Source organism: Pantoea sp. alder81, from assembly GCF_020179835.1.
Taxonomy (GTDB): Bacteria; Pseudomonadota; Gammaproteobacteria; order Enterobacterales; family Enterobacteriaceae; genus Pantoea.
Genome location: NZ_JAIUDA010000004.1, coordinates 329,912 through 356,231 on the forward strand (window position 1 = coordinate 329,912; position 26,320 = coordinate 356,231).

The 26,320-nt window shown below is 54.6% G+C and carries 15 protein-coding genes; 4 read left to right on the forward strand and 11 right to left on the reverse strand.

Going from position 1 to position 26,320, the window contains the following annotated elements:
- Positions 1-31: 31 nt before the first annotated feature.
- The 3 genes from LBW88_RS13880 to LBW88_RS13890 are packed head-to-tail and all read right to left on the reverse strand — an operon-like array spanning position 32 to position 5,442.
- The gene (locus LBW88_RS13880; RefSeq protein WP_224932858.1) at positions 32-2,023 is read right to left on the reverse strand and encodes a hydantoinase B/oxoprolinase family protein; all 1,992 of its coding nucleotides are present in this window, start codon (positions 2,021-2,023) and stop codon (positions 32-34) included.
- A 12-nt stretch (positions 2,024-2,035) separates the two neighbouring features.
- Positions 2,036-4,090 carry a hydantoinase/oxoprolinase family protein gene (locus tag LBW88_RS13885; RefSeq protein ID WP_224932859.1) on the reverse strand — a complete coding sequence of 685 codons (2,055 nt, stop codon included), beginning with the start codon at positions 4,088-4,090 and terminating at the stop codon, positions 2,036-2,038.
- 8 nt (positions 4,091-4,098) lie between these two features.
- Positions 4,099-5,442 carry an NAD(P)/FAD-dependent oxidoreductase gene (locus LBW88_RS13890; protein ID WP_224932860.1) on the reverse strand — a complete coding sequence of 448 codons (1,344 nt, stop codon included), beginning with the start codon at positions 5,440-5,442 and terminating at the stop codon, positions 4,099-4,101.
- A gap of 248 nt (positions 5,443-5,690) precedes the next feature.
- Here LBW88_RS13890 and LBW88_RS13895 point away from each other — a divergent pair, with 248 nt between their 5' ends.
- From LBW88_RS13895 to proX, 3 genes are all read left to right on the forward strand, one after another.
- The gene (locus LBW88_RS13895; protein WP_224932861.1) at positions 5,691-6,440 is read left to right on the forward strand and encodes an IclR family transcriptional regulator; all 750 of its coding nucleotides are present in this window, start codon (positions 5,691-5,693) and stop codon (positions 6,438-6,440) included.
- Between the two features lie 268 nt (positions 6,441-6,708).
- Entirely contained in the window at positions 6,709-8,076 is a 1,368-nt protein-coding gene (locus tag LBW88_RS13900) for an MFS transporter (protein WP_224932862.1), read from the forward strand.
- A gap of 454 nt (positions 8,077-8,530) precedes the next feature.
- Positions 8,531-9,526 (forward strand): glycine betaine/L-proline ABC transporter substrate-binding protein ProX, encoded by a 996-nt coding sequence (gene proX, locus LBW88_RS13905; protein WP_224932863.1) that lies wholly within the window; start codon positions 8,531-8,533, stop codon positions 9,524-9,526.
- A gap of 133 nt (positions 9,527-9,659) precedes the next feature.
- Here the strand turns inward: proX and LBW88_RS13910 are convergent, their stop codons facing one another.
- Complete coding sequence (locus LBW88_RS13910; RefSeq protein ID WP_224932864.1) at positions 9,660-11,144, reverse strand: MFS transporter; 1,485 nt, start codon at positions 11,142-11,144, stop codon at positions 9,660-9,662.
- Positions 11,145-11,261: 117 nt separating this feature from the next.
- Between LBW88_RS13910 and LBW88_RS13915 the strand changes: the two genes are divergently transcribed.
- On the forward strand, positions 11,262-12,266 hold the full coding sequence (locus LBW88_RS13915) for a helix-turn-helix domain-containing protein (protein ID WP_414004087.1): 1,005 nt from the start codon (positions 11,262-11,264) through the stop codon (positions 12,264-12,266).
- Positions 12,267-12,273: 7 nt separating this feature from the next.
- Here the strand turns inward: LBW88_RS13915 and fhuB are convergent, their stop codons facing one another.
- From fhuB to LBW88_RS13950, 7 genes are all read right to left on the reverse strand, one after another.
- Positions 12,274-14,193, reverse strand: a complete 1,920-nt coding sequence (gene fhuB / locus LBW88_RS13920) for a Fe(3+)-hydroxamate ABC transporter permease FhuB (protein ID WP_224932865.1) — start codon at positions 14,191-14,193, stop codon at positions 12,274-12,276.
- Entirely contained in the window at positions 14,190-15,074 is an 885-nt protein-coding gene (locus LBW88_RS13925) for an ABC transporter substrate-binding protein (protein WP_224932866.1), read from the reverse strand. The genes fhuB and LBW88_RS13925 overlap by 4 nt, the downstream gene beginning before the upstream one ends.
- On the reverse strand, positions 15,074-17,422 hold the full coding sequence (locus tag LBW88_RS13930; protein WP_224932867.1) for a TonB-dependent siderophore receptor: 2,349 nt from the start codon (positions 17,420-17,422) through the stop codon (positions 15,074-15,076). Before LBW88_RS13930 ends, LBW88_RS13925 begins: the two co-directional genes overlap by 1 nt.
- A 79-nt stretch (positions 17,423-17,501) precedes the next feature.
- Positions 17,502-18,539, reverse strand: a complete 1,038-nt coding sequence (locus LBW88_RS13935) for a FecR family protein (protein WP_224932868.1) — start codon at positions 18,537-18,539, stop codon at positions 17,502-17,504.
- Positions 18,536-19,039 (reverse strand): RNA polymerase sigma factor, encoded by a 504-nt coding sequence (locus LBW88_RS13940; protein ID WP_224932869.1) that lies wholly within the window; start codon positions 19,037-19,039, stop codon positions 18,536-18,538. The genes LBW88_RS13935 and LBW88_RS13940 overlap by 4 nt, the downstream gene beginning before the upstream one ends.
- Positions 19,040-19,229: 190 nt before the next feature.
- Positions 19,230-19,472: a type II toxin-antitoxin system ParD family antitoxin gene (locus tag LBW88_RS13945; RefSeq protein ID WP_100700223.1), complete on the reverse strand. Its 243-nt coding sequence runs from the start codon at positions 19,470-19,472 to the stop codon at positions 19,230-19,232.
- 179 nt (positions 19,473-19,651) lie between these two features.
- On the reverse strand, positions 19,652-24,742 hold the full coding sequence (locus tag LBW88_RS13950) for an autotransporter outer membrane beta-barrel domain-containing protein (RefSeq protein WP_224933012.1): 5,091 nt from the start codon (positions 24,740-24,742) through the stop codon (positions 19,652-19,654).
- Between the last annotated feature and the right edge of the window lie 1,578 nt (positions 24,743-26,320).

The following is a 26,320-nucleotide window of genomic DNA, read 5'->3' on the forward strand; positions in this document are numbered from 1 at the left end:
ATCCCTTATTTTTGGGCGATTAAGCTGAGAATCAAGCCTGCAGAAACTCCCGATACTCCTCACTGAAAGCGTCAAACAGTTGATATATCAACTCACCGCCGGGAGCCGTTTCCCCTTGTGCTTCAGCGGCGGCGAGCGCGTCAAACAGGCGATGTTTAATGTGGAAACGCCATATCACCGGCACGCGAGATAAGATATCGGTCAACGCCAGATAGCGTTCCGGTGTCCAGCTCCTCTCAAAACGAGTGCGCCACGGACCAAAATCAAAATGGGTAATTGGCGCGGCGACGGCTGCCAGTTCATCGCGTTTAGACTGCGTGGCTTCTACGTCCAACTCACCATAGCGGACCACCACACCGTAATCCTGCTCGGCACGTGCTGAAGAAACGTAGCCGCTTTTGACGTCTGACAGCACCAACTGGGGATCGCGATCCAGTGGCGAACCATAACCTCCGCCACCGGCTCCCGTTAATCGAATCACATCCCCCGCCTGGCAACGGATCACGTCGCTATTGCCGAGCATTTCTGGCGCTGCGCTGTCTGGGTTTTTCACGAAAATCGCATTGCTGCCCGCTTTCCCACCGAGCACGCCCCAGGAGGCGAAGTGGGTGCGATCGCGGTTGCGTGCTGTGACGGTGGTATCCGGCGCAAACACCTGAAACTCCATCATCAACCCGGACCCGCCGCGATATTTTCCCGCGCCGCCGGAGTCAGGCACCAGGCAGTAACGCGTGATGCGAATCGGCACTTCCGCTTCATTAATCTCCACCGGCGTATTACGCAGAAACGCCACGTTAGCGCCCGATCCTTCTTCTCCATCACCGAACGGCATGCCGCCCGCGCCGCCGCCCACCGGACCAATGGACGCTATTACTGGTCGGCCCGAGGTGTTGGTGGTTTTGACGTTTAATATTGCTAAGCCACAGGCCGCACAGGCGGGCAGACGATCGGGTATCGCCTGCGAAAACGCGCCAAAGGTCAGCACATGGGTCAACTTGCAGGTCAGGCTGCGCATGCCCACGGCGGCCGGGTAAACGGCATTCATCACGCTGCCTTCGGGCAGCACACATTCGACCACGCGATCTAATCCTGCATTGAGCAGGATGTCGGGATTAAGGGTGTAAAGCACATAGTGATAGCCCACCAGCGCCAGCGCGTGACGCGTCATGCCACCGGTCGGCATGTTCAACGACGAAAGCAGTTGCGGATCGCTGCCCGTGTAATCGAGGATGGCACGGCCACCATTGATTTTCAGCGTCATCGCTACGCGCATCGGTTTGCCGTTCACGCTGTCTTCATCGGCGTATTCTGCGAAGAAATACTCGCCATCCGGCACGCCCTCCAGAATGCGTTCCGCCTGCTGCGCCGCATAATCGAGTAGCGCCACCATCCCTTGCTGAAAATCGTCGACGCCAAAGTGCGTAATGATTTCCAGCACGCGTTTTTCGCCATTGGCCAGCATCGCCAGCTGGGCATGCAGATCGCCAATGTTCTGTTCCGGTGCGCGCACGTTGGTTTTTATCAGCGTGAGCATCGCTTCATCCAATACGCCTTCGCGGACGATTTTGGTGGGCGGGATGCGGATGCCTTCCTGATGGATTTCGGTCAGTGTGCGCGAGAGCGAGGCGGGCACCGCCCCTCCCACATCGGTGTTATGAATATGACCGCCAACAAAGCACACCAGCTTGCCTTGCCAGAAAACGGGTTTCCACATCACCATATCCGGGCTATGTGTCGCAACGTTACCGCTGTAGGCATCGTTGGTCATCGCCACATCACCGGGACGATAATCCTCAATCATGCCGAGAACCGGACCGTAATCGAGACCGATATACCAGGTGGCCCCCAACGTTTTGGGTGAAGCAAAGGCCAGCCCTTCGGGCGTGAGCAGGGCACAGGAGAAGTCTTCTGTCTCTTTAACAAAGGTCGAGTGCGCGGTGCGCACCAGGGTGTGGGCCATGCTCTCTGCCGCCGCCACACAGTAATTGGCCAGAATCTGCAGACCTGAAGTATCAAACGCCATATCAAGACTCCTTTATTTAGCCGTGTGGGTGAGGTCAGTAAGGATCAGGTTGCCGAGCGCATCAACCCGGGCGTGGAAATCGGGTAATACAGCCACCGTGGTGTCGGACTGGGTAATCACCGCCGGGCCGCTGAACTGCTGCCCTCCAGCTAACTGTTCACGTTGATAGAGCGGCACGGTGAGATAACGGGCCGACATCCAAACATCAATGTGCTCAGCGGGGATGGGGGCGGCGTCAGAGTGCGGCAAAGGTTCAAGTTGCGGCTTCGGCGTAGGCATGCTGACCACCAGACGCAGCGATACCACCTGAATCTGCGCATCGCGATCGCTGTAGGCATATAAATGATGGTGTTGCGCATGGAAGGCTTCACGCAGTGATGAGAGGTTGCCGTTGGCTAAATCATCCCGCTGCAATGGCGTGGCGATCTCAAACGACTGCCCCTTGTATCGCATCTCCGCCGAGAGACTCAACTCGCCGTGGCGGGTATCACTCACTTCGTGGCTCAACCACTCACGCGCTTGCTGTTCGAGCTGCTGATACTCCGCTTCCAGTCGTGGCAGGCTCTCTGCGGTTAAATCGCCGTAGATGATGCGAACAAAATCGTTCTTCACATCGGCCACTAAACCGCCTAACGCACTCAGTACGCCGGGGGTGAGCGGCACCAGCACTTCACGCATATGCATGGCGCGCGCCAGGTAACAGGCCATCATCGGACCGGCACCGCCAAAAGGCATCAGGGAAAAGGCGCGCGGGTCGATGCCGAAACGGGAAACCAGTCGACTGATCCCCGCGTACATGCCGGATACCGAAACGTTGATGATCGATTCCGCCGTTGCTTCAACCGATTGACCCAGCCGATCGGCCAGCGAGCCTATCGCCGCTTTGGCTGCGGCGACATCAACATTCACGGCGTTGTAGCCCAGCTTTGCCTGGCCCAGAATGCCCAGTGACACGAAAGCATCGGTGATGGTGGGTTGTGTGCCACCGCGTCCGTAACATACCGGACCGGGCGTCGAGCCTGCGCTTTCTGGCCCGACTTTTAGCACACCAAACTCATCGACACGCGCTACGGAACCGCCGCCATCGCCAATCGATGTGACGGACACAGACGGAATATGAATCTGGTAATCACCGATATATTCGCCAGTGTCATATTGCGCTTCTCCGTTGACGATCAATGCCACATCGGCGGTGGTGCCGCCGATATCCAGGCTCATGACGTTCTCACGTCCGCACTGACGTGCAACCCAGGCTGCGCCCATCACGCCCGATGCGGTTCCCGACAGGATCATCTGCACGCACTCAGCTTTACCGCGCTCTGCGCTCATCACGCCGCCATTGGATTTGGTCACTTTCAGCTCGGCAGTGACGCCCGCTTGAGTCAGCGCCTGTTGCAAAGCACCGAGATAATGCGAGACGCGTGGCTGAACATAGGCGCCAATCACCGCGGTTTGCGTACGTTCAAATTCGCGGATGGTCGGCCAGACATCACTGGAGCAGCAGACAAAAAAGCCCGGTATCGCCGCTTCAATCAGCTGCTGTACCTGCTTTTCATGCGCGGGATTACGATAGGCATGCAGCAGTGCAATCACCACCCCTTCGCAACCTGCATCGCGCAGGCCTTCGATGGCGGCCAGCACACTTTGTGTTTCAATCGGCGCGAGTGCTTTGCCGGTGGCATCCAGTCGACCGTCAATGCCAAACACATTTTCGCGTGCAATCAATGGCTCGGGCCTCAGCGAGTGCAGGCTGTACATATCCGGCGTTTTAAGCCTGCCGAGTGCCAGCACATCCTCGAAATAGCGATTGGTGATCAGCCCCAGCTTAGCCCCTTTTTTCTGTACCACGGCATTAACGCCCACGGTGGTGCCGTGAGTGAAATAGTGGATATCGGCGGGATCAATACCGTAGTGCTTCTCCAGTTCCTGAATACCTTGCAGCACTTCCTGGCCCGGATCATCGGGACGAGAAAACACTTTCAGGCTGTACAACGTGCCAGATGCTTCATTGAAGACGGCGAAGTCGGTAAACGAGCCGCCAATATCGACACCAATGCGTAATCCCATACTTCCCCCTAATTGGTTTGCGGATGAGCGGATTTATCCAGGCGGTCGCGCACCTGGTAGTAGCTGCCAAGCAGCGGCATAAACCAGGTGTTGCCGGTGTAGAGCGGGTGCCCAGGCAGTGGCGATACCCCGTAAGGACTTGAGTTGAGCGGTGTATTTTCAAGCAGGTGACGAGCTAACCGATGGCCGAGCCAACTCATCATGGTGACACCGCTGCCGTTGCAGCCCACCGCGTAAAAACAGCCTTGCGGCGTCTGGCCGATATGCGGCAGATAATCGAGCGTGACCGCCACGTTGCCGCCCCAGCTATGGCTGATTTTGATGTCGCGTAACTGGGGGAAACGTTGCGTCAGATGCTGATGCAGCACGCGCGCAGACTGCTGACGGTCAAGCGCATAGAAGCGTGCGCGCCCGCCAAATAGCAGGCGAGTGCCATCGGGCGAATAGCGGAAATAGTGCGTGACACGTTGGGTTTCAGCGATGCCGCGCTGGTGAGGGATTAGCGTGTGTCGAAGATCATCGGATAAGGGCTCGGTGGCAATCTGATGACTGGTAACCGGCACCACGCGTGCGCGTAAATGCGCCATTTCGGGACCGGTATAACCATTAGTAGCGATGATCACCTGACGGGTCTTGATGCTGCCACGCAGTGAATCGATCCGATAATGCGCCGCCTGTTTCTCAATGCGGATCACTGCGAAATGACTGCAAACTACCACGCCAGCATTGCGCACCGCATCCAGCAAACCTGCGTAATAGAGCGCTGGATTAAGCAGACCCGCGCGCTCAATCAATACGCCGCCATGATAAGCCGGGCTATCCAGTTCGGCGCGCAGCTCATCGCGCGTCAGCATACGTGCCTGCACCTGGCTCACGCTGTTCAGCAGCGGCAAACGCTTTTTCCAGCTCTCCAGATGCTGGGGGATCCAGGCGGCAGCAAGGCGACCAGTTTGTCGATAATTGCAGGCGATGTGGTGCTGGGCGATCAGGGTTTCCAGATAGCGATAACCGTCAGCCGCCTCCAGCAGCAGGTCGCGTTTTAACTGCTCATCGCCCTGCCGCAGACCCTTTTTCGCCGACATGGTCTTGCCCACGTTGATACCGCCGGTGACCTGACCGCCACTCAACGTGCTGGCACCACTGCCCAGTAAGCCCGCTTCCAGAATCACCACTTGTTTGCCGTTTTGCGCCAGCGTTAATGCACAACACAGACCGGCATAGCCCGCGCCAACGATCACGTATTCCGCTTCGGGTGGAACATCACTGGGCGATGCATCCTGGGGTTGCCACTGCTCCCACCAATAGGGTGATGCTTTAAAATCCTCGGTAAATATCGACTGATGACCTGCCATCACTCCGCCTCGCTCAAACCCATACGTAGTATTCAGCGGCTGAAACTTTAGCCGTTCCACAATAAGGAATGCCATTCCATAAAAATAACCTGGCATGATTTTATCTGCCCTGCAAGAACAAAAATTAAGCATTCGGGAGGAATTGTGATCGGCTCACGGGCAAAACGCCGAGCGGCAGATGGCAGGCTGTGCCATATTACGGCACAGCAAATTGAGACAATGAAGTCAGAAAGTAGGGAGGTTGGAGTATGCAGAGCCTAATTAAAAGCCTGAAGGTGCTGGAGATGGTGGCCGAGAAACAGCCGATCAGCGTGGGCGAGTTGGCTAAGATGATGTCGATGCCGAAAACCACCGTGCAGCGTATTCTCTGGACCTTCCATGAGGCGGGCTGGTTGCGATTGATTGAAGGCGATATGCCGCGCTGGACCGTCAGTCCGCGCGTACTCAGCGTGCGGCCGATCGAGTTAGCCGGTGGCGGGTTGGCAGCTGCCATTCAGGATCCCATGGCGGATTTACGCAACATCACGCAGGAAACGGTGTATGTGTCGGTGTATGACGGCAATGGCGCGGTGGTGGTGATCGACAGGCTGGAAAGTCCGCATCCGGTTCGCGCGGTCAGCCCGATTGGGGATATCGCCCCGATTCACTCCACGGCAAACGGCATGGCAATTTTGGCGTTTTTACCGGAAGCCCAGATTGAAAATATCCTCACCGGAGAACTGAGCGCGTTTAATCCCGCCACCATCACCGATGCCGATAAACTTCGCGCGGAACTGGAGCAGGTGCGTGAGCGCGGATACTCGATAAACCGCGGTTATTATCGCTCCGGTATTTTTGCTATCGGTGCCCCGATTTTTGATGCGGCCCACCAGCCGGTGGCCAGTATCTGCATCTCTATGCCGGACTCTCGCTACCACGAAGAGAACATTGCCGAGTGGGGCGCGCTAACGGTTAAAGCCGCTCAGGCAGTGGGCTTCCAGAGAAATGCCAGAGGCTGACGGCATGACACAAAGGCAACGCTGCGGCGTTGCTGATAACCATTAACCTATTGTTATAAATAAAAACTTACATTTCCATTCCCCCTTTAAATCTATGTTCAACGTCCAGTGTGACCCATAGCGAAATCCTCTCACCCACATATTGACGGTCAATTTTCACTCAGCTAACGTAATTAACGGAATGCCATGCCGTAATGTGGAATGATTGAAATCATTCTGACTCACGTTCAACTGACCGTGCTGTTATGCGGTGAAGATGGGGTTAACCATGTCAACTTCTGCCACGCTTCCTCAGGTGACGCCCGAAATGCAGCGCAAGACGCTGATCGGTGCTGTTGCCGGCAATCTGGTCGAGTTTCTCGACTTTGCCCTCTACGGCCTGTTGGCCAGTGTGATTTCACGGATATTTTTCCCGCAGGATGCGCCTTTAACGGCACTGCTCTCGGTGTTATTGCTCTACGCATCAAGTTTTTTGGTACGCCCGATTGGCGGGATCGTGCTGGGATTGGCGGGTGATCGTTGGGGCAGGCGTTCGGTACTGATGATTACTATCACTGGAATGAGTGTGGTCACAGGTTTGACTGCACTGCTTCCCACTTATGCGCAGGCAGGCACCACCGCTACCGTACTGCTGGTCATTTGTCGACTGATTCAGGGCTTTTTTGCTGGCGGTGAATACGCGACAGCCACGGATTACATCGTCGAGAACAGCAACCAAAAACGCCGCGCCTTTCGCGCTTCATTCTCTCCTATTGGTGCCTATATCGGCACGGTGATCGCTATTGGTCTTTACACCTTGTTGTCTTCGTTGATCACTGCGGCACAAATGGAAGAGTGGGGCTGGCGCGTACTGTTTGCCATTGGCTTTCCGCTGGGGCTCGTCGGGTTGCTGATTCGCCGTAAACTCGATGAGAGTCCGGAATTTCTCGCGGTTGAACGGGCACGTATCGAGCAGCGTTTAAACCCTCCAACGGTGACAAAAGTTATCCGCTCGCAGTGGAAAAACATCCTGGTGTTTATGTCGATACTGATGAGCCATACGCTGCCTAATTATTTAATTCTGGGCTTCTTCGCCACTTACCTGACCACGTTTGTCGGATTAGCCAAAACCGATGCGGCAATGGCGGTATTAGTTTCCCAGTTTGTACTGATTTTCAGCACGCTGCTACACGGCTATCTCAGTGATGTGGTGGGCAGAAAACGCTGGCTGCTGCTGGGCTGTGTGCTGGTGATCCCTGCGATGTTCTTTGCTTTCACTTATGCTGAGCATGGCACGTTAGGCAGTGCAATTATTGCAGCCGTGGTGCCGGTGTTGGTCTTCCCGATGGTCACCAGCGGGATGACCATTAGCCTCGTCGATATGTTCCCGGCCGAGATGCGCGCTTCGGCGGGTGCGATGGCTTACAACACCGGCACCGCGTTGTTTGGTGGCACTGCGCCGCTGATTGGCGCGGCATTGATTGGCTGGTCTGGCAGTGCGTTTACGCTGGTGTATTACGTTGCTGCCGTGGCCATCGTCTCATTTATTTCAATTGCGCTGTTTTTCCGCTACCCGCAACGCACCGCGACTCAAGCTAATCAGCTTGAGAGCGCAGCACCACTGGGCGATCTGATATCCGAGCGCGCAAGGCGATGAGCCGTCAACATCACTGAAACGTTATCATCGGTAACCGTCAGGCAGAGGTTACCGATATCCATCTCTGCGCGTTCAAGTGACAATATTTTGTTTAAACTGAGCGTATCAGAAAGTTTATATTTGACAGGTATTTCCTCCTGCTGATGACCAGCAAACTATTAACGGTTGCAGCTCGAAAATAATGTGTTATGGTAACTGCACTTGTAATTTACCGGAGTGAATGTCGCGGGCTGAATATCAGGAAGAACAGCCTGTCACCAGATATCATAATGATGAATTCTGATTTGTCTTATTTCACCACCTATAACACCCGCCTTCGTTACGCACGTCACTATTTGCATCAGTAAGCGTTAATTCAAGCTTCACATCATTAATCGCCGCATTTCATCTCTCTTCATTGCAGAGAGATATTCTTATGCCATTCGCTGGCAGCTAAAATAATAAGGTTTTGAATATGACCAGGAAAAATGTAATCGCTATTTCCCTCACTGCGTTAATCAGTTCTCCCGCTGCGTTTGCTGCCGATCTACCGGGCAAAGGCGTGACTGTTTCGCCGGTGCAAAGCACCCTGCCGGAGGAGTCGTTTCAAACAGAATTGATTAACAGAGCGCTGGAAAAACTCGGCTATGAAGTCAAACCCACGGAAGAAGTGGATTACAACGTGGCTTACACCGCGATTGCTGCGGGTGATGCCACCTACATGGCGGTCAACTGGGAACCGCTGCAAAATGATATGTATAACGCAGCGGGGGGCGACGGCAAATTCTACCGCAAGGGCACCTATATCAGTGGTGCTGCGCAGGGTTATCTGATTGATAAAAAAACCGCCGATAAATATCACATCACCGATATTTCTCAGCTCAAAGATCCCAAGCTGGCAAAGCTGTTCGATGCCAATAATGATGGTAAAGCCGATCTCGCTGGATGTAATCCGGGTTGGGTGTGTGGACAGGTGATTAATGCGCAAATCAGCGCGTACGGATTGAGTAATACCGTACAGCAGAATCAGGGGAATTATTCTGCCATTATCGCCGATACGTTAACACGCTATAAAGCAGGGAAACCCGTGCTCTATTTCACCTGGACGCCTTACTGGGTCAGTGATGAATTAAAACCGGGCAGGGATGTTGTCTGGCTGACTGTGCCATTCTCGGCGACACCAGGCTCGCAGAAAAATGAAGATACCGCGCTACCGAATGGCAAGAACTACGGTTTCAAAGCGAATAACGAACATGTGGTGGCGAATAAGGCGTGGGCAGAGAAGAATCCTGCTGCCGCTAAGCTGTTCTCCATCGTTAAATTGCCGCTAAACGACGTCAATGCGCAGAATCAGCGAATGCATGCGGGCGAGTCTTCAAGCGAAGACATTCAACGCCACGTGGATGGGTGGATTCATGCCCATCAGGCCACCTTTGATGGCTGGGTGAAAGAGGCCGCAGCAGCGAAATAACGCTAGCGATGATCTCCGCCCGGTAATTCAGCGACACGCCCCGTAGTATTACAGGGCGTTTTTTTCTCATTAGTAGTACGCATTCAACGAATGAGATGTCATCGATCGCCTCGACTATGTCGTACGATAACCATCAATCTCGCCCACAAGAATTGACTGTCCCCTCAGCCACGTTGCGCCTTTTAGGCTTAAACAGCAGGTAACTCGCCAGTGCCAGACTGCCCACGCCCAACGCGCCATAGGTCAGTATTGCGGAAAAACCATCAGCCAGCACTTGCGAGGCGATATCGCGGCTAAGTGAAACCTCAGCGCCAGCCGCAATCCGCTCTGCCATCGCAACCACATCGCTGGAGGCAGGGAGCCGTTGCCGCAAACTGGCGGCGATCCCGGCTACCAGCAGGCTGCCCATCAAGGCGATGTTGATCGCCAGCGTGATTAAACGTGCACTGATATCAATCCCAGAGGCCATGCCCACCCGATTGGCGGCTACGGAACCGGTGGTGGTGTTGGTGACCGGCGTATTGGTGAGTCCCAACGCCGTTCCCGCCAACAGGGCGCCGAACACCAAACTTAATTGGTATGCAATGGCCAGTTTCATCAGCACGAATCCCAAACCGATCGAGAATAACCCGAGTGGAATGACGCGGGCAGCACCCAATCGCAGCACCAGTTTTTCCCCTATCGGCGGCATCAATAAGGTGGGCAAGGTATAGGCAAGGAGGGCGATGCCGGTCTCCATACTGCTGAATCCAAGCCCGCTCTGGTAATAAACCGGCAGGTAGATCATCAGCGGCCAGAAGCTGAAGTTCATGCCAATCGAACCCATCAAAGCCCCCGAAAAGGTGCGAATGCGGAACACCGTAAAATCAAACATCGGGTGAGGATGGCGCTTCTCCGTGCGGATAAACACCACAGCGCTGATCAGGATCACCAGCAAGATTAGCCGGGCTTCAAGACTGCGCCAACCGATGCTGCCACCCTGGGTGATGAGATAGGTCACGCCGACCACGCAAAGGGTGAGTGTGATCAACCCAACCAGATCGAGTTTGTTGCCCTGGCTATGGTGGGACTCATCCACATTTTTCAGCGCCAGCACGAATGTCAGTAGCGCGATAAAGCCGTGCACCAGAAACACCCATTGCCAGCTTAAAACCGCCACCAGCAACCCGCCGATGATAGGACCGAAACCGAGGCCAAAGCCAAAGGTTATCCCCCATGCGGCAAAGGCCTGGCTGCGGGGTTTTCCCTGCGGGAACTGGTGCGACAGGATGGCGATCAAGCAGGTTAACATCGCGCCGCCGCTCAGCCCCTGCAGGAAACGTCCGACGATCAGCCAGAACGCACTCCCGGCCAGCCCACAGATAATCGATGTCAGGCCAAAGCCGATAATGCTGATGAGAAAGATGCGTTTGCGGCCGTAGTTATCCGCCAGCGTGCCGGTTGCCATCAAAACGGCAGTGCAGGCAAGCGTATAGGCGTTCATGACCCACTGCAGATCGCGAAAATTCGCCTGCATCTCCTGTTCCAGTACCGGCAAAATCACCGGCACGCTGGAGATTTCCAGCCCCGACATCAACGCGGCTAAGCACACCGCCATCAGCGCCAACATGTTCTTCATCCTGAATTCCTGCGTAACGTTAAGAGCGTGCCAGCATGGAAGATTGACGTGACGGTGGAAATCCATGCCGATGCCAGATATCGTCAAGATCGTGCCAACATCATGGATAAGGCTTGTATGCAAATTACCTCTTCTCTCCGTTCCTATTCTGCTGCGCCGAAAAACCGGCGGCTGGTGCTTCTGGCGTATGAGTGCCTCTGCACATTCGAGTTCGGTATTGCCGTTGAGGCCTTTGGTCGCGCAGATGAAGTGCTTGGCCATCCACTGTATGAGTTGAGCGTGGCGTCGGTGGAAGAGGGCGTGTTTGGTGCGCAGGGCGGTGTTCGTTTAGTGGTGGATGGCGGACTTGAGTTACTGGAAGATGCCGGAACCATCGTCATCCCGGGCTGGCGCAGCGTGACGGCACCGGCCTCTGATGCGTTAATCGCGGCGTTACAAAGAGCCCATGAAAATGGCGCGCGGATTGTCTCGATCTGCGCCGGAAGCTTTGTGCTCGGCGAAACGGGGCTGTTAAACGGGAAACGTGCCACCGCCCACTGGAACAGCACCGAGATCCTCGCCGAAAGATTTCCGCAGGTGCAGGTGGAACACGGCATGATCTACGTTGATGAGGGCAGCATCATCACCTCAGCGGGCGGTGCGGCAGGTGTCGATTCATGTTTGCATCTGATTCGACGCGATTACGGTATCGATGTCGCCAATCGCACCGCGCGCAGAATGGTGACGCCGCCGCTACGCGAGGGCAGCCAGGCGCAGTTAATCCAACAACCTGTTCCACAACGCCGCAGCAATAGCCTCGCACCTTTGCTGGATGATTTGCGCAGCAATCTGATCGCGCCGTTGGTGATCGAGCAGTTGGCACGGCAAGTGGGCATGAGCCGCCGTACCTTTATTCGTCGCTTTCATGATGCCACCGGCACTTCGCCCGGCGAATGGTTGCTCGGCATTCGGCTGGAAAAGGCCTGTGCGATGCTGGAAAACAACGGGCTCAGTATTGATCAGGTCGCCGAACAGGCGGGTTTTGGTTCTCCTGAAGCGCTGCGCCATCACTTCAGACAGCGATTTAACACCACGCCGACAAAATGGCGCAAGGCGTTCAATGAGCGAGTGGTGATGGGGTGAGTTTTGTTCAGCCTGAGGTTCTCCGCAGCTGCCATAAAAACCAGGGCGCACCGATAAATGCGGTTAACAGCCCGGCGGAGATTGGCCACGGCCAGGCGATATTACGCCCTAACCAGTCGGCTAACACCATTAACAATCCCCCCATCAACGCGGCGGCACACAGCTGGTGACGCAATAGATTGGCCCCCAATGCTCTGGCGCATTGCGGTGCAAGCAATCCGATAAAACTCAGCGGGCCGACCAGCAGCGTACCGGCTGCGGTGAGCAGGGCCGTCAGCAGCAGAATGAACAAATTCGTGCGGCGCAAGGCGATGCCCAATGACTGTGCGGTCGGCTGCCCTAATCCTAAAAGCGTTAACCAGCGTTGCATCATCAACGCCAGCGGACACAACACCATCGCGGCAACCATCGCACCGATGGCCATGCTTGCATCAATGTTGGCGGTCGAGCCAGTACTCCAGTTCAACAGCATCAGGGCACGCGGGTCGCTACTCATCATCAATATCATATTCAGCGCGCTGGCGAGGCTGGTGAGGCTCAAACCAATCAGCACCATTTTCTGCGGGTTAAACCCGCTGCGTGCGCCAAACAAAAACAGCAACAGCATGGCGAGCAGGCTACCGACCACCGCAGCGGGCAACATAAAAGTCAGAGGTAAGGAGGTGAACAAGACGGTTAATAGCACCGCCAGGGCCGCGCCGCTGCTGATGCCGGTCAGTTCCGGGCTAGCCATCACGTTGCCGGTTAAGCGTTGAATCAATACGCCCGCACACGCCAGCATCATCCCTGCACAGAGCGCACCGCTGATTCTCGGCCAGCGCCAGACCAGCAACTGCGAGGTAATCGCGCCTGGCGGCGCACGGTTGAGCCAGAGTGACGCAGGCAGAACCAGCAACAAAAGCAGCAACAGGATGCCCAGTTGACGAGTATTGAAACGCGGTGTGGCGCTGACCCGCGTTTGCCCGGTCGGCAGATGCGTGGCGCGTTGCCGCATCAGCAGCATTAATAACAACGGGGCGCTTAACAGTGCCGTCACGGCGCCTGAGGGAATGTCGCCCGCCGCTGGGGAGAATCGCAGTGCGAGCTGATCGACCAACAGCAGTAAGGTTGCACCGGTGAGCATGCTGGCGATCAGCTGTTGTGGGAAGCGGCGCAGGCCGCAGGCTTTAACCATCGCCGGGGCAGCCAGCCCAATAAAACTGATAATCCCCACCTGGCTGGTGATCATCGCACTCAGAAATACCGCCACGCCCAGCGCAATAAAGCGTATCTGCACAGTGGCCAGGCCCAACGCATGGGCATTTTGCTCGGATAATCCCAACACCGTCAGCGGCCTGACCAGCAACAGGCTGGCGATCCATGCGCAAGCCAGCGTCACCGCCAGCACCAGACTGCTGCTCCAGCCGCTCTGCGTCAGTGTCCCGGCTTGCCAGCTAAACAGATCGCTGAGGTAATCGTGGTTGAACAGCACCAATAGCGTGTTCAGCGCGTTGCCGTACAGGCTGAGAACCATGCCAACCAGAATCACGCTCAGTGGCGCGAATCGGCGACCCGCGGTGAGCGTCATCAGGATCAAAATGGCGACCATCGACCCGATCAGCGCCAGCAGCGGCAAGCCAATGACCAACAGGCCCGGCGCGAAAACCAACGCGGCGGACATCGCCAGATTGGCACCGGCAGCCACGCCGAGCGTTCCCGGTTCGGCCAGCGGATTTTGCAGTACCTGCTGAAACAGCAAACCGGCTAACGCCAGGCCCGCACCGCACAGCAGGCTGACAGCGATGCGCGGCAGAAGGCTTTGCTCAACCAGCAGCGATGACAGTGAGACGGGGTAGCGTGCCAGCAGCGTGGTGTAATTGACGGTGACCAGCGTCAATGCCGCAATAAAAGCGGCGCACAGCAGCACCATGGCGCTTATCGGTTTCATGATGCTGTTTCCAGCACGCGAGTGATATCGTCCGCCAGCCCAAGCGCCGTCGCGAGGCTACCAAACGGGAAGAAATGATCCAAACGGGTGACACGCCCTTGCGCCACCATCGGCAAGTGTTGCCATAGACCATTCGGCTGTCGGGCGCGCATCAAACGTGTCATCGCCGTCGGTAACTCGGTATAGAAAAGCCAGTCGCACGGCAGATCGGCCAGTTCCTCAATGCGCACTCGCGCGACGTGCGCAGCATTCACTGATTTTTGCCAGGCGTTTATCAAACCGAGCTGGCGTAAAACGGCATCGGCAAGACTGCCGGTGCCGTAAAGCGTTGCGTACTTGCCATCCTGATCCAGCACCATTACCAGCACGCGCTTGTGTTGAGGGGTAATCAGGCGCTGGCGATAAGTGTCCATTGCCGTATCGACCTGTTGCAGCCACTGTGTCGCGCGGGAGGTAACCTTCAGACGCGCGCCCAGTTGCTGGGTCCAGTCATGCAGGGTTTGCCATAAATCACCAGACGTCGCAAACGCTGTGACGGTTTCCACCGGGGCGATGGTCGCCATTTTGGTCATGACGGCGGCGGGGAGTGCATCGCTGATAATCAGTGCGGGGCGCAGGGCCGCGAGCATTTCCAGATTGGGCTCCCAGAAAGGCCCAATATCCTGCACGCTGTCAGGCAACAGCGGGCGCGGAATGCGTTGGCGAAAATAATGGCTATCGGATATCGCCAGCGGCGTGACGCCCAGGCTCAGCAGCGTTTCCGCTGCCGCCCAGTTGATCGCCACAATACGGTGGCGATCGGGAATGACCTGGCCCGCACGTGCCGCGATGGGCAGCACGACGAGCATTTTCAGGCAGGTACGACGACTGATGTTGAACATCAGAAGTTCAGCTTCAGCGAGCCTATAAAGGTGCGTTCCTGGCCAGGATAGCAGCTGGTATCGCCATCACAGGTGCCGACGTAGTGATGGTCAAACAGGTTTTGTACGTTGAATCCGACCTGAATGTTTTTGTTCACCTGATATTTCACGCCCGCATCGACCAGGGTGAAGTTCTTAACCGGAATGGTGTTGGCGTTGTCGCCGTACATACTGCCGATATAGCGCACGCCAGTGCTCAGCAACAGCCCATCGAACACGCCCTGATGGAAGCCATAGTTCAGCCATGCCGATGCCATGTTTTTCGGTACGTTAGCCTGCTGCTTGCCCTGATCGCCATTGTTACTTTTGCTGATCTCGGCATCGGTGTAGGTGTAGGAAGCCAGTACATCGAGGTTGGCGTTAAGCTGGGCCTGAGTTTGCCACTCGATGCCGCGTGAGCGCACTTCACCTGATGCCACCTGATAACCGGTGGCGAGGCCATCGACGATTTCATTGGTGAGCACGTTGGATTTGGTGATATCAAACGCGGCCAGTGTCATGAGCAGATTACTGTCCGGTTGATATTTCAATCCAATCTCATACTGGTGCGCCTTGCTTGGGTCGAAGGTGCGGTTCTGGCTATCGGTGCCGCTGTTGGGCACGAAGGATTCAGCGTAGCTGATGTACGGCGCCAGTCCGTTGCCGGCCAGATAAGTTAATCCCGCGCGCCCCGTCCAGGCATCTTTGTCCACCCATGAGCTGCTGCCACTGAGGTTGTTCTGCGTGCGCATGCTGATATCGTCATGACGACCGCCGAGCGTCACCAGCCATTGATCGGTCAGATGAATTTGATCCTGCATGTACACACCCAACTGGGCGGTGGTTTGATCGTTGTTATTTACTGCGTTGGTGGGATCGGCAATATCCAGACCGTAAACCGGATTGGTGATGCTCAGTGAAGGCGCAACGGCGCTGAAGCGCTTGGCGTTGGCATCCAGCCAGCTGTAATCCACCCCGGCCAGTAGCGTATGGGCAACAGATGCCGTGTTGAAATCCATCTGCAACTGGTTATCGATGTTGAAGGCTTTCATGTGCTCATCAAAACGAATGGCGTTGCGTGACACGGTGTTAGTGGTGAAGTCCGGATCGCCCGGCAGCAGGTTGTTCAAAATGGTATCAGTCTGGCCATAGCGCAGGTTCTGACGGAATTTGAGGCCTTCTGAGAGCTGCTGACTGAACTCATAGCCCACGCTGTATTGTTCCTGGCGGAAGCGGTTGTAGCTGTAATCCCCCAGCAGGGTGTCGGTGGTTTTGTTGCCTGGATTGGTCAACACGGCCACGGTGCCGCCGGAGGTGTCACGCAGATAATCAGCACGCAGCGTCAGGCTGGTATCGGCGGAGGGCAACCAGGTTAAAGTGGGGGCGAGGTAGAGGCGATTATCTTCAACATGCGGGCCATCGCGATACTGGAACTGGGTATCGCTATCACGTGCCAGACCCACGACGCGATACAGCCACTGACCTTCATCATCCAGCTTATCGCTCATATCAAACTGCGCCTGACGGCGATTGAAATTCCCCAACTGGACTTCCACTTCATGCACACCGCGCGCGTCAGGCATTTTGCTGACGCGGTTCACAATGCCGCCTGCATCGCCAAGACCAAAAAGCGTAGAGGAAGGACCGCGCACAATATCAATACGCTCCAGCGCGTAAGGCTCGGTGCGGAAATAGCTATAGCTGTTGTTGAGTTGGCGCAGACCATCACGGTAATCATTAGTGGTCAGGGCGTTAAAGCCACGGATATAAATCCAGTCATAACCTTTAGGATCGACGCCATAGGTTTCAGTCTTCACTCCCGGCACATAGCGCAACGCTTCGGTGACGCTTTGGACATTCTGGCGGTCCAATTGCTGACGCGTGATCACCGAGACCGACTGTGGCACTTCCAGTAGCGGCGTATCGGTTTTGGTGGCGCTGGTGGTTTGTTGCGGCACGGTGGAAGCGCCACTCAGGGTTTTCGTTACCGTCAGCGTCTCTTCGCCAGCTGCCGAGGGCGTGACGGAGACGGTGTCAACGTTCTGCGTCCACTCCAGTCCGCTTCCCGCCAACAGTTGACCCAGCGCACTATCCAACGTCATCGAGCCTTTCACCGCCGGTGCGGTTTTATTGGCGAGGGATGCCGGTGCGGCAATCAGTTGCACGTTAGCCTGTCTGGCTAACTGGTTGAGTGAGGTCGCCAGTGGCTGCGAGGGCAGTGACAGTGACAGCGTTGCTGCGGCGAAAACGCCGGCAGCGGGAAATGCCACCGCCAGCGCGACGGCAATGTGCGAAGGTCGAAACGCACGTGAAACAGAAAAACCAGCCATTCAGGATCCCCAGAGTTAAGATGAATAATAATCATTCTCTTCTGAAGACGAAGCGCGGGGTAAAACCCTGACGTCGATTTTAATTATTTTTTAACGTCATGCCGGTTGTGACCACAGTGGATTGATTTTTAATGTTTTTTATTTTTACCGGCAGGACGCGAGGCAATGCGTTAGCAAAGCTATCCACCCGATCGGTATCAAAACTGCCGCTGATGCGCAGTGCGGCAACAGCTGGGGAATTGAGTTTGAGCGAAACATCGCCGTAACGGGCGAACTCTGCCAGTGCCATATCCAGACGCGTGTCATCCAGCACGATGCGGTCGTCACGCCAGGCGGCGATGCTGTCTGCGGGCAGCGTCGAGCGTGAAATCAATCGTCCCTGGGCATCGGTCAGCGATCGTTCCGAGGCGTGCAGCACACTGATATGCCGCTGTGCATGTGGAATGTGTAGATGCTGCATTGCGCGCCACCAGCGGTTCTCCCAGTTGCCGCGTGGACCGACGCGCACCGCGCCTGAGCTCACGGCGACATCACTGCCTTCACCACTCATGGTATGCGGCAGGTAACGGACCCGGAATTCGGTGCCCACTACGGTTACGCGGGTTGGGCCACTGAGCACCTCAAACGGCTGGCTCGCATTGTGCGTGACCTGGAAGAAGACTTGCCCCTGCGCCATCTCCACTTCCCGGCGATTGGCAAAGTAGCGCACGTTGAGCTGGGTACCGGCATCCAGCGACAGTGTGGTGCCGTCGGGAAGTCGCACGGTGCGCATCTCGCCACGTCCGGTGTGCCAGCTTGCGCTGTAAATCGGCGGGGCGAAGGTGTTACGCAGCGGGAAGTAAAGCACGGCTGCCAGTAACAGCAGCGCACAGGTCGCGGCAACCGGGCGCCAAACATTGCGGCGCGTTGGCGCGGGGCGCAGATGCGCAACGGCAGCAGCAGGAATAGCCGACGTCTGTTGCCACAGCCCGCCTAAATCCTCGTATTCTGCCCGATGGGCGGGCGTTTGCAGCCAGCGCTCGAAAGCCTGCTGCTGCTCTCGCGTCATGCCCTCCTGCTGACGGAGTAGCCAGTGGATCGCCTGTTCGGCAATTGTCTGCTCATCATGACGCGTCATCGTGCCTTCCCTGTCGATTGTTCGTCACGCCAGCTGTCGCGGCTGGCACGACAGGCCAGCATGGCGCGAATGATGTGTTTTTCCACCATGTTGGTTGAAATTCCCATGCTCGCGGCCACTTCGCTTTGCGACTGCCCCTCAATGCGATGACGGATAAAAGCCTCCCGGCAGCGCGGCGGCAGGGTCTCAATGGCAGCCACAATGTGATCGATATATTGTTGGTTCTCAAGGCGATTGTCCGGTTGCTCGTAACCGGGTGCCAGTAACTCGTCGGTGTCAGTATCTTGCGAGGGATCATACTGTTTCTGCAGGCGATAGCGGTCGACCAAAAGATTTCTGGCGATATGGTAAAGCATTCCGCGGTGCGAGGAAATCTGTTCCGGTGCAGCCAGCGCACGGCTGAATGTTTCCTGGGTCAGTTCCTCCGCGAGGTGTTTATCCCGCAGTTTACCGCTCAAAAAGCGGAACAGTTCCGTGTAGTAACGCTCAAACGCTGACAAGATGGATTCCCAACAACCGCACAGTGATTCATGCATGAAAGAGTGGCAGGCTGTATTTGAATGAAAATCGTTATCGTTATCAAGATGGGATGAGTGGAAAAGGTAAAAAAAGCGTTGTGGAGGAAGATTAGGGGCGCGGTAGGGGCTTTGGGTGGTCTTTGCGGGGAATTACCTGGCAAGTTCGGACAATTTATACACGATTAAGCTTCTTCCTTTCAGCAGCGATTTCACGCAGTGAACGCGGGCTTTCGCCGCTTTCCAACCCTTCAACTACGGCATTTCGGACAACTTGATCATGTGATTCCTGTTGTTCCAGCAACCGTAAAGCCGAACGCATCACTTCACTGGCTGATCCATAGCGCCCTGAATCAACCATTCGCGAGATGAAGTTATCGAGTTGTTCACCCACGCTAACCGACGTTATTTTTCTCATTGAACTCACCGTGTATTAACTGTTAATACAAAGGAGCATAGTTTGCGCAAGTAGTGATGACCAGTCAAATGGACTTTCTAGATTTGGAACCTCATTCGCAAGGCGGATTTTTACCCATAAAAAAGGGGAACCGAAGTTCCCCAATCTACCTGCCACTTAACGTAAAACGATTACGTCAGTTAGAAATTCACCTTCACACCCAGCAGGGCGCTGGTATCCGAATAGCCTTTGTCGCCCATCTGTTGAGCGATGTTGCCCCACAGGTTGACGTTTTTGGTGATCTGTCCTTCAACACCGACTTTCAGCTCGCCCAGGTTACGCGTGCCTTTCTGGCTGACCTTCACGCCGTTAAGTTCGCTGCCAAACTCCTGGGTGTTGTGGATCCAGTTCGCTTCAACAAACGGCTGGAACACACGATCTTTGCCGTCATCAATCACGTTGTGGCCTTTGATAAAGGCACGGACACCTAAACGGGTCTGAATGTTTCCATCACCAGTGCCTTTAACGCGGGTGCCATTTTGCTCGCGAATTTCATCCGCTTTGACACCCATCCAGGTGACTTGCGCCTGAGGCTGCACGTAATAGCTCTCACGCTCGTTCTTCTCGCCAATTTTCCAGGTGTAACCGGTCTCAAGTGACGCGGTAATCCCTTTCGATTTGTAAGACTCAGCCGCCAAAGAATCGCCTTTCACGGTGTTGTCGAACCAGCTGTACTGCGCCCAGCTATCAAGGTAAGCGCCAGATTTCTCTTCATTGTCCTGTAACCAGGTCGCGTAGATACCCGTGCTGTAGCCATTGATGCTGCCATCCGCTTTCTGACCAGACAAATGGTTGCGGCTGTTACTCTGCTGGTTGGCATAACCGGCCATCACACCAAGGTGATAACGGTTGGCGCCATCCGTGGTCCACTGCGCAATATCGCCACCCATTTGCATCACATAGCGGTTGGCCTGCGTTTTCATCTGGCCACTGCTGTCGCTGGAACGGGTGTGACCACCGACGTTGCGCAGCCACATGCTGGTGACTTTCTCCTCGCCCGTCAGCGCATCGACATAGTGGGTTTCACCCAGGCGGTCATGTAAACGCGTGTTGAACAAATTATTTGCCGCAGCCATATTCGCGGAGTAGGCGGCTGATTCCGGGCGGTAGATTTTGATGATGTCATCTTTGTCGCCGTTATCACCACCATCGCCTGGGTCTACTACACCACCGAGCACGTTAGTCAGATACCAGTTATTGCTGTTACTGCTCTCACCGCGCACCAGGTTGTAATCATACGCCCCGGCGACAATACGGCCGTCCTTCACAAACTCACCGTCAGATTTGCCACCAACATTGATGATTTCGATGCCGTTGATGGTTTTGGCACCGCTGCCGCCCGCATTATTGACGCTGACTCTCGTTGTGCCGCTGGTATCACCAGCAACGATCATTTTATCAGTGACCGAATTATCATCGCCCAGAGCGGTGTTCAGAGTGATATGACCGTTATTACCGCTGTAGTTGCCCGCGATATGCAGCTGATTGCCTGCCGCTGCGCCAGCTCCACCTACAATGATGTCGCCGCTGTTGACTAAATTGCCGCCAACGTTGAAACGCACCGCGTCAGCCGTCGCTTTCACCGAAACCGAGTTCAGGCTTCCCAACTGCAGGGTACCGCTGTTGTTCACGTTGCCCGCAGTGCCGCCAAAGCCACCGGCAACGGCACCTTTAGCAATATTCAGGTTGCCGGAAGAGAGCGTGACGTCATTACCTGCGCTGCCAAGCTGTAAACCACCTGCATTGACCTGCGTATCACCGCTGTACTGCGCCGCCTGCTGGCTGAGCGTTACCACTCCTGAACCGTTTTGGTTTAACTGACCGCTACCGGTGATGGCGTTGTTCAACAACCAGCTGTCGCTGCTGGCAAGATTCAACGATCCTTCATTGGCGATGTCAGCTGAACCGAGGCTCGACTGAGCTGAAGCCGTTAATGTGGATCCGTTTTCAATGCTAAATTTACCCGCAAAATCACTGTTATCGCCCAGCAGTGCAACATCACTGTTCTGAGCGATACTGGTTTCACCCGCACCACTCAGGCTGTTAAACAGTGCACCGGCCGCGTTTTTCAGCGCCAGCAGACCTTCGTTGACAATATCACCGCTGCCCAGACCGCGGGTGTTGTTCAACTGCACGTCCGCGCCAGAGGCAATTGAAGTCGTTGCATTAAGTCCAGTATTGCTGCCATTGACTGTCAACGTGCCGCCGTTGACATTCAGGGCACCGCTGCCCTGCAGGCTGCCATCAACCGAACCGCCGTGAGTGATACTCAGCGCGCCGCCGTTGAGGTTTGCCACTGATCCTGTCGACGTGTTTAATGCGCCGATAGTCTGGTTGTAGCCATTCATGTCAAAGCCAGTATTGGCCGCCATTGCCAGCTCTGAAGTCTGACCCAGCACGTTGTCATTGTTCATCAGCAGGGTGCCACTGCGCACATCCGTTTTGCCGCTGTAGCTGTTGTCCATATTAGATAGTGAGACAGTCTGACCCGCGCCGGTATCAATCGCCAGATCGCCGGTGCCAATCAGTTTCGCGCTCATATCCGCAGCATTGCCGTTTTTACCAAAGGCGTTAAGCACCAGCGCATCGCTGCCCTGAGTTAACAGGTCCAACTGCGTCAGGCCATACATCACATACAGTCCGTCATCAGCCTGACCGCTGGTCAGGCGATAGTCGTAAGTGGCATTCGCCACCACGTTGCCATCCTGCAGCACACTCGTGTTCAGGCGATCGGTGATCAGGTTGCCGCTGGTGTCACGCAGCTCCAGGTTACCGCCTGATCCATTAACAGGAATCGCGCTACCCGCCAGTTTGATGCCCTGATCGCCTTCATCCTGCTCCAGTAATGAAACGGTTTGCGGTGGTAACACATGGTGGTTGTTAACCGAGCCAGGATTGATTTCAACGGTACCGCGTCCGCTGATATCCATCAGTCCAGAGGTTTGCACTACGCCTTTAGCAACGGTATCGCCCGGTGTACCGGTATCGAATACCACGGTGCCACCGTCAAAGTTCAGTCCACCGATTTGCTGCACGCCATCGGCTACGGTGACTCGGCTATCCGTTCCTGCAAGCAGGGTGGCATGGGTGAGGGCCTGAGTATTCAGTCCATCAAGTCCGAAAGTACTGTCAGTCAGCGCCAGCGTACCAGTGAAGCTGTTAGTCGCGTTATTGGACGTAAACTCGAAAGCATTGCCGCCAGTGCTTGCCGCAATTGTCCCCGCACCACTGATGTGGCTGGCAAACTCGGTATCGGTGTTCTGTTTCAAGGCCAGTGTGCTGGCTTGATCAATGTTGAAGCCCGTACCTGCTGCATCATCCTGCGCATCACCCAATGGCAACAGGATGTTGTCCAGCGTTAGCGTTGAGCCATTTTTCAGGTTGACCGTTTCAAAACCGGTGATGGTTTTGCCGCTGGCTGCCAGCGTCAGATCCGATTTGTCCAGATTCAGCGTATCGCCTGTGCCGTTACCCGCATTCAGCGAGGTGAACAGGTTGGTGTCCGCCGCCTCAATGTTGACCAGGTTGAAGGTATCGTTACCACCTGCGGTGGTGACATCCGTTGCCGTACTCCCTTTGTGCAGATCGACGGTGTGATCGCTGGCCGTGGTGAGGTTGACCTGACCGACGATATTGCCACCTTCTGCATTGGTAAAGTGAACTCCTACTAAGCCACTGGTGATTTCCATCGCCACCTGTGCCGCAGAGTTGGCAATGATATCGCCACTGTTGGTGAAGCTTGTCAGCGAGCCGTTGTCGACATCCACCACCGGATTTAGCGTTGATTTAGATACCAGACGGCCACTTTGCTCGACTGACGAAGTAGCGCCAGTCACTTTCAGTGCGGAAACGCCTGATGCATTGTTCACGTTGACGCTGGCACCGGATTTAACATCACCGGTCACATTGGTCACAATACCGTTGCCGTTAGCGCTGTTGACATCAATCACCAGTGCGCGGGAATCTGACATATCAATGCTGCCGGTCGCGGTAGAGCCATCGACATTTTGCAACAGCAAGCCGGTGCCGCTTCCATTAACCGTAATAGTGCCGCTGTTGGTCTTGTCCATGCTCGCAGCCGTGCGTACACCTGCACCGTTATCAACAGTGATATGCGTGTTATCGAGTTTAATGCCGGCAATTTCAGCGCGATTTTCAATCCCGTTGCCGTTGCCAACAGGGTTCATTTCAATGGTGGCATCTTTTACCGTCAAGCCAGTCGCGCCGCTGTCCAGCAGAATGCCGTTTGCGCTACCGCTGGCCTTAACAATGCCGTTACCGTTGAGGTCGAGATGAGCACCACTGCCGACTTTAATAGCAGCTTCGCCGTCAGTGGCTTCAATCGTACCGGTATTACTGACGGTAGAATTTGCGCCCTGAATATCAACCGCTACACCGTTGACATGGATGTCACCGATATTATCCAGCGTGCCGCCATTCACCAGCACACCGGTGGTACCCGCAGCGGTGAAATTGATATTCCCACGATGCTCAAGGGTGCCGCCGTTACGGGCAATGTAACCGATAGCATTTGCCGCTGTGGCAACGCTGCCGTCCAGAGTGGCGTAGCTGATCAGTTTCGCATTGCCACGGTATGACGCATCGCCACCACCAGTGATATCGTTGTAACTGCCGTCAACGATACCCGCAGTGCTGTTGGCACCACTCAGTAACAGGGTAGTTGCATCAGCCAACGTGCCCTGAGCATTACCCATCACTTTGATGCCGGTTGCGCCTTCGCCGCTGGCGGTAATAGTCATGTTACCGGAGTTGAGTTGGCTGATCTGACTGTTGCTGGTGACCAGCAGGGCAGTGGCATTTTTGCCGCTGCTTTCAACCACAGAGGCGCTGCCTGTACCATCAAAGCTAGCCCCGCCATCAACGCGATAAAGTGTTGAGTTATCGGTGGTAACATTCTGCGTGCCAGAGCTGTTATCAATCACTTTTGAGCCCGCGCCCAGCACGTAATAACCGGTTTGGTTTGCTCCATCGAAGTTCATCAGGCCCGTGCCTTCAACTTCAATGGTGCCGCCGTTACGCGCATGTGCGCCCACAGCACCATCGCCTTGTAAGTCAATCGTGCCAGCGTTAATGACTTTTGCACGTGAGCCATCCGCCCATAGCCCGTAGTTCGCTGTTTTAGTGTTGGTATCCACCCCTTTTTTGACTGTGATCGTGCCAGCATTTTTTACTGCACTATCAACAATATCGGTAAATATAGATGTTGCCATCATGGCGACTGAGTTGATGCCATCAAGAATGATGGTTCCCTTCTCGGCATTGACAATATTAGTCGCGCCCTTAGTAGCTAAAATACCGACGTTTTGTAGGGGTGCACCACCCAGCGCACCTTCTGCAGCACCCAGGAGGTTAATTGTGCCGTTATTAACTACGTTGCTTGAGCCTGATTCAGCAACTGCACCATAACTACCCTGTGTTTTTGTGCCCAGGGTTAAAATGCCGTTTTCATTGTTATTGAACGTACCCTGTTTTACATAAACAAGTCGGCTACCGGGTGCCGCGGAAGTAATATCTTTTGTTGGATTTGTCTTCAGTTGTTGCGCTGCGCGACCAAGATATAATTCGCCCCCTGCCTGGTTAATCAGTTGAGATGTGATGTTGTTAAGTTGAACGCCAACGGTAAACTTACCGCTGTATTGTGGATCAGATTTTCGCTCTACCGCAGAGACATTAATATTACCGCTATTCGTCAAAGTCGATGCATTAAAGAGATTGGCGCCAACGTTAGATGCGTAGCTACCATTAGGCGCAATATTGATGATGCCATAGTTGTTTACTAATGAATTGTTCGAGACTATTGCCTCATTATGCCCCTGATAAACTGTAGCTTTTACCCCGCCAACTGAGTAATTTTCCATTTCAGCGTTGGTGCCAGCATCAATAACTCCGTGGTTATTGATTGTTGAATTGTTTCTGGCACTAACGACCATTGAACCAGCACTGTTATTATTAAATGTCCCTAATGAACCATTATTATTTAGAATGCCACCATTATCTAACCTGACAACAGAGATGTCGGTAGCGTAACCCTGAATGTTTGCATCTGCTGAAATATTAACTTCTCCACCATCGCCTAAAATATAAGCAACGCGGCTGTAGTTGATATGTTGGCGAACAGCATCTTTCCCATCAATAACTTCGTCGATATAAACGAGTTTAGGTAAAGCAGGAATTGCCTTATTAAATTCGTTATTGTATTGAGACGGTAAAATCAGTCCGCTTTGTACCGCAGCGATTAAAGCACTGTTGTAAGCCTTAAGATCTTCCACATTGTTAACATTTTGCTGGCCGATAGCGCTGTTAAAAGAACCTGAAAATTGTGTTCTAACATTTAGCAGTGGGTCATTAGGATTTTTTGCTTCATTATTGAAGTTGCCAAGAAATACAACGGTTTTACTATTGTAATCAATAGCTGATCCGGAGTTGACCTTAAACACCGAAGATACAATCGAACCATTCTCTTCACTCCCTTTCATGTAAAGTTTCACCCGGTTCGCATCCATATTGAACCAATCAGTGGCAGTTTTATCTCCTACAGAAACATCCAGTTTTGCCCCACCTGAAACCTGTATCAGATTACGATCAACATATTGGCCATCAATTCCCACTGCATATGCAATAGGGACTGACATGCCCATAACATCTGTCATTTTGAGGTTGCTATTGTTATAGCCCTGGAAAGTGGCTGTATTTCCAGTTCCTTCATCATAATATTCATAACTTACTGTTTGGCCAGTAGCTAAAGTGCCGTTTTTAAGATATTCCAGGTTCTTATCACCACTAGCATC